General features: G+C 43.7%; 14 protein-coding genes. 6 read left to right on the top strand and 8 right to left on the bottom strand.

The window, feature by feature from the left end; genetic code table 11:
- Positions 1-87: 87 nt before the first annotated feature.
- The 5 genes from cobC to AB4323_RS10605 are packed head-to-tail and all read right to left on the bottom strand — an operon-like array spanning position 88 to position 3,880.
- Positions 88-705 (bottom strand): alpha-ribazole phosphatase family protein, encoded by a 618-nt coding sequence (cobC, locus tag AB4323_RS10625; protein ID WP_017059155.1) that lies wholly within the window; start codon positions 703-705, stop codon positions 88-90.
- A 9-nt stretch (positions 706-714) separates the two neighbouring features.
- A complete protein-coding gene (gene cobU / locus AB4323_RS10620) occupies positions 715-1,335 on the bottom strand; it encodes a bifunctional adenosylcobinamide kinase/adenosylcobinamide-phosphate guanylyltransferase (protein WP_017059154.1) in 621 nt (206 codons plus the stop codon).
- Positions 1,336-1,344: 9 nt separating this feature from the next.
- A complete protein-coding gene (locus AB4323_RS10615; RefSeq protein ID WP_372152421.1) occupies positions 1,345-2,151 on the bottom strand; it encodes an adenosylcobinamide-GDP ribazoletransferase in 807 nt (268 codons plus the stop codon).
- The gene (cobT, locus tag AB4323_RS10610) at positions 2,151-3,224 is read right to left on the bottom strand and encodes a nicotinate-nucleotide--dimethylbenzimidazole phosphoribosyltransferase (protein ID WP_372152418.1); all 1,074 of its coding nucleotides are present in this window, start codon (positions 3,222-3,224) and stop codon (positions 2,151-2,153) included. The genes AB4323_RS10615 and cobT overlap by 1 nt, the downstream gene beginning before the upstream one ends.
- A 44-nt stretch (positions 3,225-3,268) precedes the next feature.
- Entirely contained in the window at positions 3,269-3,880 is a 612-nt protein-coding gene (locus tag AB4323_RS10605; RefSeq protein WP_102444627.1) for a flavin reductase family protein, read from the bottom strand.
- Positions 3,881-4,598: 718 nt separating this feature from the next.
- On the opposite strand from AB4323_RS10605, the gene AB4323_RS10600 reads away from it, so the two are divergent.
- The gene (locus AB4323_RS10600; protein WP_280543072.1) at positions 4,599-5,294 is read left to right on the top strand and encodes an NAD-dependent epimerase/dehydratase family protein; all 696 of its coding nucleotides are present in this window, start codon (positions 4,599-4,601) and stop codon (positions 5,292-5,294) included.
- 184 nt (positions 5,295-5,478) lie between these two features.
- A complete protein-coding gene (locus tag AB4323_RS10595; RefSeq protein ID WP_017085107.1) occupies positions 5,479-6,852 on the top strand; it encodes an L-cystine transporter in 1,374 nt (457 codons plus the stop codon).
- A gap of 114 nt (positions 6,853-6,966) precedes the next feature.
- Here AB4323_RS10595 and AB4323_RS10590 read toward each other — a convergent pair whose 3' ends face one another.
- Together AB4323_RS10590 and AB4323_RS10585 are read right to left on the bottom strand one after the other, a co-directional pair.
- Entirely contained in the window at positions 6,967-7,359 is a 393-nt protein-coding gene (locus tag AB4323_RS10590) for a heme-binding protein (RefSeq protein ID WP_372152414.1), read from the bottom strand.
- A 9-nt stretch (positions 7,360-7,368) separates the two neighbouring features.
- Positions 7,369-8,379: an aldo/keto reductase family oxidoreductase gene (locus AB4323_RS10585; RefSeq protein WP_372152411.1), complete on the bottom strand. Its 1,011-nt coding sequence runs from the start codon at positions 8,377-8,379 to the stop codon at positions 7,369-7,371.
- Between the two features lie 132 nt (positions 8,380-8,511).
- Between AB4323_RS10585 and AB4323_RS10580 the strand changes: the two genes are divergently transcribed.
- From AB4323_RS10580 to AB4323_RS10565, 4 genes are all read left to right on the top strand, one after another.
- Positions 8,512-9,396 carry a LysR family transcriptional regulator gene (locus tag AB4323_RS10580; protein WP_372152408.1) on the top strand — a complete coding sequence of 295 codons (885 nt, stop codon included), beginning with the start codon at positions 8,512-8,514 and terminating at the stop codon, positions 9,394-9,396.
- 366 nt (positions 9,397-9,762) lie between these two features.
- On the top strand, positions 9,763-10,524 hold the full coding sequence (locus AB4323_RS10575) for a YdcF family protein (RefSeq protein WP_372152405.1): 762 nt from the start codon (positions 9,763-9,765) through the stop codon (positions 10,522-10,524).
- A 477-nt stretch (positions 10,525-11,001) separates the two neighbouring features.
- A complete protein-coding gene (locus tag AB4323_RS10570) occupies positions 11,002-12,474 on the top strand; it encodes an aerolysin family beta-barrel pore-forming toxin (protein ID WP_372152402.1) in 1,473 nt (490 codons plus the stop codon).
- 218 nt (positions 12,475-12,692) lie between these two features.
- Positions 12,693-12,914, top strand: coding sequence for a hypothetical protein (locus tag AB4323_RS10565; RefSeq protein WP_017059142.1), 222 nt, complete (start codon positions 12,693-12,695; stop codon positions 12,912-12,914).
- Positions 12,915-13,042: 128 nt separating this feature from the next.
- On the opposite strand, the gene AB4323_RS10560 is transcribed toward AB4323_RS10565, so the two are convergent.
- On the bottom strand, positions 13,043-13,564 hold the full coding sequence (locus AB4323_RS10560) for a DUF2058 domain-containing protein (RefSeq protein WP_016786196.1): 522 nt from the start codon (positions 13,562-13,564) through the stop codon (positions 13,043-13,045).
- Positions 13,565-13,817: the final 253 nt, after the last annotated feature.

Raw genomic sequence — 13,817 nt, 5'->3', positions numbered from 1 at the left:
AACGCCGCTTTATACTTCTATTTATATTTCTGTTTCTATTTACAGATCTAAAAGATTGTTAATTCTTAAACTGTGTTTTTTGAACACTCAGAGAACAGGTATCCCTATCGATTTAACGCTGATAAAGCTCTGCGCAAACTGAGTGATTTGAATATGCGTTATCGATGCGTTTTCTATCGATAACTTCGAGTACAAACTCGGGTTTTTCCAATCAATATTAAGGCAGTGCGCTAGCAGTATGCGAATCACACCACCATGAGTAACCAACAATATGTTGTCACTTGAATCATTCAAAAGTTGCGACCAAGCTTGAGTTACTCTGTCGTGGAAGCTCTGTAAACTTTCTGCGCCAGTTAATTGATGATTAGCAGGGTCTTTCCAAAAGGTTTCTAACATTCCCCACTTGTCTTCAAGTTCATCAAATGGGACACCATCTACTTCACCGAAGTTCATTTCCTGAAAACCCGATGCAACTGATAAAGGCACAGACATACGCTCTGCAAACAAGCTCGCGAGATCACCACATCGTCTTAGTGGAGAGCTAACCACGCTATCAAAGGTAATGTCTTGTGTAGTTAGTGCCTCACATATCTGTTCTTGAAGATCAGAGTTGACCAGCACATCAGATAAACCATTGAGCGCAGCTTTTCCTTCGACTTTGCCATGTCTTAACAAATAGATGTTTTTGGTTGTTCCATTGACCATGTGTGCGACCTAGCCTTGAATATCAAGCAAGTGATTAGATGGTTTTAAGTGCAGCGGCAATCCGGCAGCAACCAGCGTGACGCGCTCAACGACGCGAGCTAGCGCTTGGTTCATTCGTCCTGCATTGTCCACAAACAAGCGAGACACTTTACCCAGCGGCACCACACCTAAACCGACTTCGTTAGAGACCATGATAATTTGCGCCGGACTTTGCTCGACGCTTTTGACCAATACTTCAACCACGGCTTCAACCTGTTCATTAGTTGCGTCATCACCCAGTTCAAAGATGATGTTGTTCAACCACAAGGTTAGGCAATCAATCAATACCACATCTTCTTTCTCAAAAGACTGCAGTTTTTCGGCTAATTCGACGGGTACTTCATGCTCAATCCACTGCTCGCCACGACGTTGTTGATGGTGCGCGATTCGTTCTCGCATTTCATCATCAAGATATGTCGCTGTCGCAATATAATTGAGGCGTCCATTTGAACATGCTTCAAGCGCACATAATGCTTGTTGCTCTGCAAAACTCGACTTGCCAGAACGAGCTCCACCCAATACCAAATGGCTGTTTCGCTGACTTGCTTGATTAATTTGATTAGCTTGAATAGTTTCATTCGTGTTGGTCATAGGAAGCCGTTATAGAAAGCCATTGTAAAATGCAGTAATGAATACAAGGTAAGTCAGCAACTCCATTAACTGTTGAGCCGCACCCAAGCAGTCCCCAGTAAAGCCGCCAATTCGAGCCGTTAACCACGTTTTAAAACCTGTTCTGAACAGATAGGCGACGACAGATAAAACCAAAGCGAATTCAAGACCAAACCACAGGCTAGGCAGCACGCCTACCAGCAACAAGAAGACAAGTTCGCCTTTGGTTTGCTTGTTGGCCAATGGTTTACTTTTACTGGTATCTAAATCACTGACATAAGGCATGTCGTAAATTAGCGATGCAGCAATCGCGCGGCTAAAGGTATAACTGGTCACGATTACCATAAACAGTCCCGTCATGCTTATGAGTTCATTCAACAGCACCCACTTGCCAAGCAGAGCCATAACCAGTACAGACGCGCCATAAGTGCCAATTCGGCTGTCTTTCATGATGGTCAAACGGCGTTCTAAGGTCATGCCGCCACCAATGCCATCGGCCATATCGGTTAAGCCGTCTTCATGAAAAGCACCAGTGAGCATCAGGCTAAAACTCATCATCAAAAAGATCGCCACCGCACTCGGCAATATGGCATCAAGTAGCAAGAACACAGCGCCACAAAGAACACCAAGTAACAAACCAACCGTTGAAAAGTAGCGCCCAGAACGATTCATTCGCTCTGATGAATAGGGCGTGTTCTTTGGCATTGGCAAGCGAGAAAAGAAGCCCATCGCCAGCGCAAACAGTTCCCACTGATAAGTGACTCGACCTTTCAACGATCTTTCTGATGCATCACTCATTAAACCGTGACTCCAGCACTTTCGAAGCTCGCCATGTTGTTATAGAACTCGGCTGCCGTACGAATAATGGGCATAGCTAGCGCAGCACCCGTGCCCTCGCCTAATCTCAATCCAAGATCGAGCAGTGGCTCAGCGTCTAGCAGTTCTAACAGAATTTTGTGCCCTGACTCTTCAGAGCGATGAGCAAAGATCATGTAATCACGGCAGTTCGGTTCAATTAAGGTCGCGACATACGCTGCAACCGACACGATAAAACCATCGACTAATATTGGTGTTCTGTTCTGGTAAGCGCCAAGGAAACCACCCACCATTTGAACGATTTCATAGCCACCGACTTGTGCTAGTACCTCTTTAATATCTTTAAGCCCTTTAATATCTGTAAGCTCTTTAACTTCTTTAAACTCTAAACCTTTGCAACGCGCAACACCTTGCTCAACCACAGCCACTTTACGTGCAAGCTGTTCATTGTTGATGCCAGTGCCTAGGCCGACACACTCCGCTGCAGCACGATTCGATAATGCACTTAAGATCGCTGATGCGCTGCTGGTATTACCGATGCCCATTTCACCAAACATGATGATATTGGTGCCATTCGAAATGGTTCTAGATACAAGCTCGGTACCTAACTCAATTCCACGTTCAACCGTTTCTAAACTCATTGCCGCTTCATTGGCAAAGTTATTGGTTCGCGTACCCAAGCGCTGAGAAATCAACATGTCACTGGCTGATTCCACAGGCAACAATATCCCCGTGTCGACTACCGTGATATCGATATTATTCACCGCACAGAAGCAATTGATCGCCGCGCCACCGCTTAAGAAGTTCAACACCATCTTCTGTGTTACGGCACTTGGAGCAATACTCACACCTTCATCTGCTATGCCATGGTCGCCAGCAAAAATGATGATACTTGGCTTATTCAATTCGATGTGTTCAACCGCAGCTTCTTTGCCTTGGCTCTGAATCAATGCCAATTGATGAGCGACTTTTTCTAGTAAGCCAAGCGCACCGAGCGGCTTGGTTTTTTGGTCAATTCGGTGTTGGATGTACTGCGAGTATTGGGTATCTAACATAGTTTTTAAAAACGCTTATTCTGGGTACGTTAATTTAGGATTGGCTATTTTGGGCGAGCAACAGAGAACACATTAGAAAGCGTCGCGTATTCACCGCCACCAAGTCGAGACAGTGGGTCCAATGCCAACGCATCAACCTTAAGACGTTCACTCTCTTTATCGATCACATCTTCGGAAATGTACACGGTTTCGACTTGGGCAAAGATGAGGCTTTGTGGCACCTCTCCAACCTCTTTTACTTCGTACAAGGTGCAGCCAAAAGCGACCGCGCACTCTTTTACTCTCGGTAAAGAAAAGCCCTCAAATTCAACCAGTTCAATATTATTCGCTGTTACTTCAGAGTCACCATGATCGAGCGTGGCTGCTGTTGCTGTCATTGTTTCTGCAGAACTTGAAGAAGCAATGTGAATCACTAGCTTACCCGTTTCAAGGGCATTACGGGTGGTATCTTTGATTTCGCCAGACGGTTTCTTCCCGACCGATAACATCAGTAGCGGCGGATTACTGGAAACAGGCGTGAAATAAGAGAAAGGCGCTAGGTTGTACTCTTGTTCAGAAGATTCCGTCAATGCCCACGCAATAGGGCGAGGAACAACGGTTTGTGTCATCAGGTGATAAATCTGAGTGGGAGCAAGAGTATCAAGCTTGAGGTTCATAGCACGTCCTTGGTCTATGTGAATTACGACTCAGTTTACGTGTTAAGCAATACTGTATCTATGCCTAATCAACAGAAACCGTAGAGAGTGTTCTTAATTTAAACAGATCACACTGGTTTTTTCTCAAATTGACAATCAAATTGACGAACCCTAAAACACCTACAATACTGATAATAGATTTATCAATAACTTACATTTTGGCATCGTTTATGCTTTATCTAAAGTACTTGTTAATCTCTCCATTGATAAGTACCCATACAGTGAATGCCCACAACACTGACGCTACACAAAGAAAGACAATCGATTGAAAGACAAAACAGAACAACGATTTAGGAGGTGTAATGATTCCAAACTCAAGTAAAAGAAAACCAAATAAATCAAGTAAGAAAACCAGCAAAAAGGTAAGGAAAATCCCACTATCCTTCACCTAGAAAGCAACAAAGTAAGTAACAAAGCCCGTCGCCCAGCGGGCTTTGTTATTTTTAACGCCTTAGTTATTTTTAACCCCGCATTTATATTTCACCCCACAATTATGTTTCAGACTGTACTTATGCTTCAGACCATGCTTATGCGTCAAGCCAAACTAAATCATCTCTTTTTCCATAAACAGGCGACTCCCCACATACTACTGACCACTCGTTTAACAAACTTTTATTCGCTTAAAATTCAAACACTGTTTATATTAAACAAGCACTTGTGGAGTGAATAAGGGATTAAAATGAGCATTGCTGGAGACAAAACATCGGTTGTTGTGGCTGGTGCAACAGGGCTAATTGGTCATCATGTGATGAGGCAGCTCATTGATGAGCCCGCTGTCGACAATATCTATGCGTTATCCCGCAGATCCCTCAATGCAAAGTTTGACTCCAATAAACTCCACACGCTCATTCACAATGACCTGCAAGTCACGAGTTGGGATGATACGAATGCGACGCCTAAACTTGGCGTTATCTGCTTAGGTACGACTAAGAAAAAGGCAGGATCAAAAGAAGCACTTCGCAAAATCGATGTTGAATTGGTTAGCCAGGTTGCACAGTCGATGAAGTTTCTTGGGGTACAACGCGTTGCCGTCGTTTCGAGCTATGGCGCTTCGCCAGATTCTTATTCACACTACCTTCGTTGCAAAGGGCAAATGGAGCAAAACTTAAAACGTATTGGCTTCAAGCAGCTTTTCATCGCACGTCCGGGGCCGCTGGTTGGTGAACGTGATGAACCAAGAGCCGATGAAAAACTCCTGCAAAGCATCTTTCCTTTAGTCTCTCCCTTTATGTTTGGTCAGTTCAAAAACCTACGCCCTATTCAAGCGGAAGACGTCGCGAAGGCAATGTTGTTCCGATTATTCGAAAATAATTTCAAAAATACCGAAATTTACTCGTCAAGTGACATGCTCAATTTATTGGCAAAATATCGCTAAAAAGCTCACCTATTCATCACAATGTTGAATATCCACCCATACCATTGAGTGGATATTACTAATCGTTCTAATAAATTACTTTTCCTTATTTTACGTTTTGTAACAGAACGTTATTTTAGCAGCAGTACTGACACCTATACATCTAGGTGCCTAATTGATTTAGAGTTATTCATAAGGAAAACAAATGTCATTTTCAGCTATCGCTGCCTTAGCGGTATTCACTGGTATCCTCTTTTTTCTCTACGGACAGCAGAAAAAAGAAAACACACTTTCTCGCCTCGTTTTACTCGGTTTAGTTTTTGGTAGTGCATTTGGCCTTGGTCTACAGCTGCTATTTGGTGAAGGCAATCCCATCATCAAAGAGACACTAGACTGGGTAAACATCGTTGGTCGTGGTTACGTTGGATTGCTTAAAATGGTAATCATGCCATTAGTCTTGGTTTCAATGATTGCGGCTGTAGTGAAGCTTGAAAAAGGCGGTTCACTGGGCAAGATTTCTGGTATCACTATTTCAGTATTACTCGCAACAACAGCGATCTCTGCAATTGTTGGTATTGCAGTGGCTCAAGCATTCGGTCTTTCGGCTGAAGGCTTAACAGAGGGCGCGCGTGAAACAGCTCGTATTGCAACACTAGAAAGCCGCATGGGAAGTGTGTCTGACTTAACAATTCCACAAATGCTGGTTAGTTTCATTCCGACTAACCCGTTTGCAGATCTAACCGGTGCTCGCTCTACGTCTATCATCGCTGTGGTTATCTTCGGCGTGCTAACAGGTATTGCTGCTCGTAAAGTAATGGCTGAGAAAGAAGAGCTAGAATCACCGATCCGTACTTTCGTTGACGCTGCGCAATCTATCGTTATGCGCTTAGTTAAGATGATCATGGCACTCACGCCATACGGCATCGCTGCCTTAATGGCGAAAGTAGTCGCAACATCGAGTGCTTCAGACATCCTAAGCCTACTCGGTTTCATCGTTGCTTCTTACGTAGCAATCATCCTGATGTTTGTTGTTCACGGTGTGTTGGTCTCTTTTGTTGGTGTAAACCCGAAAGAGTACTTCCAAAAAATCTGGCCGGTCCTAACGTTCGCTTTCACTTCGCGTAGTTCTGCTGCAACGATTCCACTGAACGTTGAAGCTCAAATTACTAAGCTAAATGTGCCACCAGCGATTGCTAACCTGTCTGCAACTTTCGGTGCGACGATTGGTCAGAATGGTTGTGCGGGTATCTACCCTGCAATGCTCGCAGTCATGGTCGCGCCTACGGTTGGTATCGACCCAATGGACATCAACTTCATTCTATCTCTGATTGCTATTATCACAGTGAGCTCATTCGGTATTGCTGGCGTAGGTGGCGGTGCAACGTTCGCGGCGCTTATCGTACTTCCCGCTATGGGGCTTCCAGTAACGATTGCAGCACTGCTTATCTCTATCGAACCCCTTATCGATATGGCACGTACAGCGCTTAACGTATCTGGTGCAATGACAGCCGGTACGATTACAAGCCGCCTAATGGGTAAGAAAGACAAGCAACAAGATCTGGAACAAGCGAACGCTTAATGGATTCGATTGATTCAATAACTTGAGTCTCGTTAAACAAAAAAACCGATGCACATGCATCGGTTTTTTATTATCTGTTACTTCTAGCTTCAGTTACTTCACAAGCAACAGCGCTTAGAGCACTCGTTGGATAACTTTTTCGGCGAGCGCTTCATCGTCATCTTCACTCAATCCGCTGATGCCAATTGCGCCAATCACCTGTCCCTTTTTCTCAATGGGAACACCGCCTTTAAAGCCAGTGATCTTTGAATCGGTCCAGTAACTTAAGTCTTTACCGGTTTCTCTCGCCCAAGCGCCTAAGTTACCGCTTGGCTGTCTGTCTCTTGCAGACGTATAAGCTTTGTTCTGTGCTAACAACCCGGCTTGTACGCTCACATTATCCATGCGAATAAACGCCAATAACTCTCCGTGCGTATCACATACGCTCACCGCAATTGCTTGTTGATGATGCTTGGCAATATCAAGAGCGTTAGACACCAATTGTTGTGCGATCTTTTGATTCAACATGTTTATTCCTTATGGCAGCGCTTGACCACGTGAGTACACGTATAAGTTGTACCACTCTTCACGAGACAGGTTTATCTGAGTCGCCACCGCTGAAGCTTTGATTCGGTCTAGATTTGTGGTGCCAATAACAGGTTGGATACGAGCAGGGTGACGAAGCAAAAATGCCAACACAATCGCTTCACTTTCTACGCCATATTGATTTGCTAACTGAGCCACGTAGTGCGCCGTCTTTTTCACGTGTTCATGTTCTGAATACAAACCTTGCTCAGCAAATCGGCCTTGTGCCAAACAACCCCAAGCTTGCAGTTGGATGTTATTCATTTGGCAATGTTCAAGGGTGCCTGCGGCGAAGTCTGATTGATGGTGCCCTTGCGAGTTAATCATCACCCCATCGTTCAACCAATCCAGCTTTGCTAAGCTCATCTCAACTTGATTCGCGACAATGGGCTGCCCGAGCGCAGATTGCAGGTACTGAATTTGATGGCTGTTCATGTTCGACACACCAAAGAAATCGACCTTACCTTGCGCTTTTAAGTGCTCTAACGTTCTTGCCAGCTCATCGAGTTCCATCAAAGGATCAGGGCGATGTAATAACAGCACATCGAGCTTTTCAGTATTCAATCGGTTGAGAATACTGTCTACCGATTGGCTTACCCAATCAGCCGAGAAATCATAACGACCAACATTGCCCTCACCTTCAAAACGAATCCCACACTTAGATTGAATGAACATCTGTTCGCGCAACTCAGGGGCTTGTTGTAAAGCTTGACCAAAGGCTTGCTCAGCTTTGCTGAAGGTATAGATATCCGCATGATCGAATAAGTTAATACCGGATTCTAGTGCGGTGTCGATTACACTTCGTGTTTGAGCAACATCCGCATTCGTCACTGGGTTATCATTCCAGCCACCACCTAGCCCCATGCAACCATAGACAACTTGCCCAACATTCGGCAGATGGTTTGATAATGGGATACTCTTTTTGTCATTCGTTTTGTTTGTAGATTCAATGCTGTTCGTCATATCGATTCTCGCTTAGAAAATTTGCTGACCAGAAATATGCCTCTATCATATTGTTCTTTTAAAAAAACAGAATATGCTAGTTACGAAATGATTGTTTGATATGACGAACAATAGATTGATAGGAACGCGCGAATGAACGAACACAAAAGAATTGAACGACTGATCCTGTTTGTAGAACTTGCTCAGCAACTCAACTTTACCAAGGCAGCCGAAAAGCTCGGTATCTCTAAGAGCTACCTTTCTGAGCAGATCAAACGTTTAGAGAACGATTTACAGTGCCCGCTTTTGGTCAGAACCACGCGCAGTGTTCGTTTAACTCAAGAAGGAGAACGCGCCTTACAGCAAGGCTTAACGATTCGCTCGCAAGTTTTACAGCTTGAACGCAGTGTTTCTGAGCAACACGACATCGTAAAAGGTCTATTGCGCCTCACCGCACCAAAGATGTTTACTGAGGTATATCTATTCGATATCTGCCAACAGTTTAGGCAACAATATCCAGAAATCCGCTTTGAGATAAACAGCAGCTACACCAACTTTAATCTCAATCAAGATGATATCGATATCGCGTTTCGTGCCACCAACACGCCACCTGACAACATGGTGGCGAAACACTTGATTAGCTATCAGCATGATTTAGTCGCAACTCCCAGTTATCTTGACCAATTTGGTCGTCCAACCAATGTGAGTGACTTAAGTGATCATCAATGCTTAGCAACGCTGCACCAAACCGAGTGGCCTTTAAAATCGGCAAATATTGATGTGTCCGGCTGGCTTTCAAGCAATGACAACCACTTGCTCAAACAACAAGCTATGGCAGGCAGTGGCATCATCCGTATTGCAAGTTACTACGTTGCGAAAGAGGTCGAACTGGGAGAATTAGAGCGAGTGCTGCCTGATGAATGTCTGCAACAAGGCAACAGTATTTATCTGTTCTATCCGCAAGTTATTTATCCGGCAAAGAAACACCAAGTGTTCGTTAAATTTGTTCAGCATTACTTTGAAAACTTGAGAGCTTGATAGTTTAAGATCTTGAAAACTGGAGAGCTCGATCATTTAAGAGCTTGAAGATTTGGTAGTTTAAGAATATGAAAGCTGAGTTAACGAGTTGAAGAAACGGAAACCGATGAACAGATAAATCAAATAACACGAAATAAGGTTTAAATAACCCTCTTGATTTATATGCCTATATTTAAAATGGGATTATCGAACAATAATAAAGCGATTTTTCGAATGCTCTCATCGATGATTGTTCTTGATAGAAAGAAATCGTGCATTTGTTCAATAATACAATGAGTTACCTATGAATGATTAACATAACTGATATATGATGCACCGCTTCAGTATGTCACATCATCTTGGCACCAGTTCGATAACAGGATCCTCATGAGCTTTATTATATTATTACTTCTTCTGCTATTCGTAGGCTTTACACGTTTACTTCAGTGGCGAAAAACCTCTCTGTTTTTATCTCTTGTTCTTATATCGTCATTTGTGCTGATTGGTTCAGGTTTAATTCCTCGTTATTTACTGAACGATCTGCAAGCCGATTACGAAAATAAGCCTGATATCCAATGGTCTGACAATAACGCCATTGTTCTTCTGGGTGCGGGAACGCAGTTAATTAAAAGCACGCAAGAGTTCGAGCCAGCCTTTTTCTCTTTTGGCCGAATCAGTGAAACCGCCAGCCAATATAAAGATTGCTCCAAAACCCAAACCACATGCAAAGTGATCATCAGTGGTGGCGATGCACAAAATAACGGAGTTGCCGAAGCAGAAGTTTATCAGCAACAATTGCTGAGACTTGGCGTTCCGATGGGTGACATCATTCAAGAGCCAAATAGCGTCAACACTTGGAAGAACGCTCAGCTCACTAGTGACCTAATGAAGCATCATAAATTCGACAACATTGTGTTGGTTTCATCTGGCCTACATATTCGTCGTAGCGAGCTCTACTTCAACCACTTCGGCTTGAATGTTATTCCAGTGAGAGCCGACTATATGGCTGCTCAAATTTCATGGTTGCCATTGTGGTACAACTTTGCGGTCACAGATTTTGCTTTGCATGAACAGATTGGCTTTGCTCGTTACAACAGTTACAACTTTATGGGTTGGAACAGCAAACGCGAAAAACCAGGTGATGCTTAATCTCTTCCAATTAAGTTAACTCGAACAATAAAAAATGCAGCAGCAATCGAACGGTTGTTGGCTGCATTTTTCGATCTTGCTTATCACAACATCCCTCCTTATTTGGCTTACTCAGTACTTCCCCCTCCTTTAAACAATAAACCTATCTAATCCATCTTGCTGGCCTAAATTTTCCAAGCCAACATACCAAATAACGAGGCTTCAAAAACAGAAACGTTCAACAATTAATCACCTATAGATTGGATTGTTGAAACTAATTGAAGTCATCAAGATAAGTCTTTATCAAACAACAAGTTGATCAGTACAACCTCCTGATATCTATAAGTATTTATTTTCAATTCATTTCAGTATTTTTGGCATTGTTTTATATGACAAAGTACACCCCGCTAGAGCCCCTCGGCTTTAAATAATATCAATAAAATCTAATAACTCGATTCTAATAAAAGTAGCCAAATAATGGCATTTAGGAACTTATTCATGCTTAACGTCAGTAAAACCGTTCTATTTAGCTCTGCCCTCTGTTTCATCTCTTTTGCCACTCATGCCAAGATATATTCAGACCAAATCGTATTGGATAACCTCGGTGAAGATATCTGCCGTTCCGATTATCGTCCGCTCAGTAATACAGAAGCTCAAGAACACAAAACCGCCCTACTATCTCGCATGAATGTGTGGGACATTGCTGGCCTTAAAAATGACTGGGTGATCATGGGGTCTGGCTACCACGGGCTCATCAAACAAGGACAACCAAGTGACAATACTTGGTGCTACCCCAATACCCCAGACGCAGGCCTGCCTTACTACGAAGCGCAAGCTATCGAAACGAACAATAACCTTGATATTCAACGCGCCTTAGTCAGCGACAACACGAACTTTATCAGGCCACTGAGTTACTTGGCCCATAACCTCGGTTACGCTTGGGTTGGAGGCGATAGCGCGCGTTACGTCGGCCAAGACATGGCAATAAAACCGCTTAACAATGGTTGGGAGATTAAAGGCAATAACGATGGAAGCTGTGCCGGTTATCGCTGTGATGAGAAGACAAGCATCACTGTTGATAACTTCGCTTACACGCTCGATAACACATCGTTTTTACACGGTTCTATGACAGAGACCGACCAAGAACTGATTGAAACCGTCTCGGCTTATGCAATCAATGACGACGATCAGTCTAAACAAATCGTCGTTGACCTTCATTTTGAGCAATCCACACAATGGAGTAAAACCCAACGCTTCGACCTTGCTGATTCAGTCGTCATTGATGAAACCTTTCATTGGCCACAAGTTGGAAAGACAGAAGTAAGAGTAGCGCTAGAAGATGGCCAACGTTTCTCCGATACCAACAATGGTGCTCGTTTTGAACCAACAGAACTGGAAGCCATCATCACCGTGCCTGCTCACTCAGTACTTCCTTTTCAAGTAGAGTTCTTACGCTCTACCATCACTTACCCATACCGTATCAAAATCAGCATGAGTTACGACGTGAACTTCACAGGTTTCCTTCGTTATAGCGGCAATGCGCTAAGCTCACACCCAACAAACCGCCCGACGGTCTCTCACACCTTTACCATGGGAACCACCAGCGAAGATCAAGCCAATATCCGCTACCAATGGGATCACCGTTATATTCCTGGAGAGATGAAATGGTGGGATTGGAGCTGGGCAATCAACACCAATGGTTTAAGTAGCATGCAGTACGCCGCAGGTGCCAGTGTCCGTCCTTTCTACACCTATGTTTCAGGCCAGTTTAGTGCGGAGTCACAATATTCTGGAATGATCGATATTGGTACCGAGCACTCTATTGATTCATTTAACGCCATGACACCTTCAGGCGATTACACACCCTACTACGCTGGTGACATCAAGGTTCTGACTGACTTCGACCCTGCAGCCCTAGCGCAACTGGGTTATAACAGCGCTCAGCTAACGCTTACCCCAATGCAGCCATAAGCCCATAGAAAGTTTCAGCTGTTATTCCAAGCCCATTGCGTCTGCTCTGGGCTTGATTCGTCTTACATTCTCTCAGTCATACATCTGTATTAGCCGCTAAGTATTCACTTTCTGAATCGTTTTTCATTGACTTAAAAATGAAATCATAACGACACACTAATTTGCGTAACTTAGGGTGCAAATAGGCAATCAGATTACAGTGCCTATCAGGAGGATGTATGAAACCAAATCGATCTACGGTACTCACTGGACATGTAAAACACTGCCCATGCTGCTCTACCGAACTGGTCATCAAAGACCACATTCACGTTTGCCCGCGCAATGAAATTGGCGACTGTTACTTCGATGGCTATGACCAACACGAACAGCGCGCTAATACCGATTTTATCGATCATGCAAGTGCCAATGATAGCCTTGTTTACGGCATGTCAGAACACTAAGCTTTATTCAAGATTTGTTGAAGTCATTTCGCGCCAAAAAAAATGCAGCGCCAATCGAGTGATTGTTCGCTGCATTCTTAGATCCTGTAAACTTAGCTAACCATTAAAATGGATCTAGGTAAAACGGATTACCACATTAGATCATCTGGGATCACGAAGTCTTTGTACGGGTCATCTTCGTCTACTTCGTCTGTGCTACCTGCCTGCGTATCAACGATAGATTCTTCGTCGCGCATAGCAATCTTGTTCGCTACTGCTGTTGGAATAACAACATAGCTCTCGCCTTGACGCGCGATACTTAGAATGCCTTTACTTAGTTGCTTTTGAGTCAGATCTTCTACGTAAAGGTATTTAACTAGCGTACCGTCGGTGAAGTTGTATTTGATCTCACCGTTCTTCTGTTCGATCTTGTTCATCTCAATCAGTTGCTTCACTTGAGCTTTAATTTCTTTGCTCAACTGTTGTTCTTTCAACTGTTGGTTTAGCTCTTTGTCTTTCGCTTGCTGCGCCAGTTTAGTTTCTTCAGCTGCCGCTTTTGCTTCACGAGACTGAACGCGAGACTTTTTAGAGCCTTTCTTCGCCTTCTTTAATTTTTTCTCATTTACCAAGCCAGCTTTAAGCATCTGCTCTTGGAGTGTTAACTTTGCCATGACTTTCCCAGTTCAGGATTAAAAACGGCACTATCATACCTGTTTTTGAGGTTTCTGTTTACTGAACAAGAGTAAATTACAGAACAATCGCAAAATTTATGCTGATAGCTCTAAGCTGTGTCCATATTCCCTTCTTGTTGCTCACAACCTCCACTTTACCGCGACACACAGTTTTCACTTAAGCACGCCAATATTGGCTGTTCCACCGACTCGAAAGCATTAACTGACCCTATTATTCGCGCGCTTACCACTT

This window comes from Vibrio sp. 10N.261.52.C11, from assembly GCF_041471405.1.
GTDB lineage: Bacteria > Pseudomonadota > Gammaproteobacteria > Enterobacterales > Vibrionaceae > Vibrio > Vibrio crassostreae_C.
This window is presented reverse-complemented; position numbering and strand designations above follow the sequence as displayed.